Genomic DNA, 1,427 nt, shown 5'->3' on the forward strand with positions numbered 1-1,427 from the left:
GGTGGTTTCAACCGCGACGACCGTGGCGGCGACCGTGGCGGCTTCCGCCGTGACGACCGCCCCTCCGGCGGTGGCTTCAACCGTGACCGTGGCGACCGCCCGTCGGGTGGTGGCGGTTTCCGTCGCGATGACCGTCCGAGTGGCTTCAACCGTGACCGTGACGACCGTCCGCGTCGTGACGACCGCCCGTCCGGTGGTTTCAACCGCGATGACCGTGGCGGCGACCGTGGCGGCTTCCGTCGTGACGACCGCCCCTCCGGCGGTGGCTTCAACCGTGACCGTGGCGACCGCCCGTCCGGTGGTTTCAACCGCGACGACCGCGGCGGCGACCGTGGCGGCTACCGCGGCAACCGCGACGACCGCCGTGACGACCGGGGCGGCTACGACGACCGTCGCGGCAACTACGAGCCCGTCAAGCGCCTGCCGATCCCGGAGGACGTCACCGGCTTCGAGCTGGACGGGGACGTGCGCCAGGAGCTCAAGAGCCTTCCCAAGACGCTCGCGGACGACGTCGCCCGCAACCTGGTGATGGTGGCCCGCCTGCTCGACACCGAGCCGGAGGAGGCCTACCAGTTCTCCCGCGTCGCGCTCCGTCTGGCCTCCCGCGTGGCCGCCGTCCGTGAGGCGGCCGGTTTCGCCTCGTACATGACGCAGCGGTACTCCGAGGCGCTGACCGAGTTCCGTGCCGCCCGTCGGATGACCGGCCGTGCGGACCTGTGGCCGGTGATGGCCGACTGCGAGCGCGGTCTGGGCCGTCCGGAGCGGGCCCTGGCGATGGCCGGTGAGCCCGAGGTGAAGCAGCTGGACAAGGCCGGCCAGGTCGAGATGCGTCTGGTCTCCGCCGGCGCCCGCTCCGACATGGAGCAGTTCGACGCGGCCGTGGTGACCCTGCAGAGCCCGGAGCTGGCTTCCAGCGCCGTGCACCCGTGGACCGCGCGTCTCCGGTACGCCTACGGCGAGGCGCTGATCGCGGCCGGCCGTGGCGACGAGGCCCGTGACTGGTTCGCGAAGGCGGCCGAGGCCGACACCGAGGGCACGACCAACGCGGCGGAGCGCCTGGCCGAGATCGACGGTGTGGAGTTCGTGGACGCGCTCGACCCGGAGATGGCCGAGGAGGAGTTCGAGCAGGCCGACGCCCCGGCGAAGAAGCGCGGCGGCGAGGCCTCCGACGACCGCGTGATCTTCGAGGACGAGGAGAACGTCGAGGAGTACTACGACGAGGACGACCTCGAGATCGACGAGGAGTTCGACGGCGTGGTGCCCGCGCGCGCCACCGAGGCCAAGGACGAGGCCAAGGACGAGCCGAAGGCTGACGCCGAGGCCAAGGGCGACGCCCGCAGCTGAGCGGTTCCGACCGACGAGTGAGGCCCAGCCCCCGTACCCGGAAAGAAAAGGGGCATCGGGCCGGGCCGATTAGCGGTTATGCG

Annotated in this window: 1 protein-coding gene; it reads left to right on the top strand. The window is 71.8% G+C overall.

Annotation, left to right across the window (positions count from 1 at the left end):
* Positions 1 to 465: 465 nt before the first annotated feature.
* Entirely contained in the window at positions 466 to 1,344 is an 879-nt protein-coding gene (locus tag ACFV6I_RS23735; protein ID WP_380379796.1) for a hypothetical protein, read from the top strand.
* Positions 1,345 to 1,427: the final 83 nt, after the last annotated feature.

It is taken from the genome of Kitasatospora sp. NPDC059803, from assembly GCF_042732255.1.
GTDB lineage: Bacteria > Actinomycetota > Actinomycetes > Streptomycetales > Streptomycetaceae > Kitasatospora.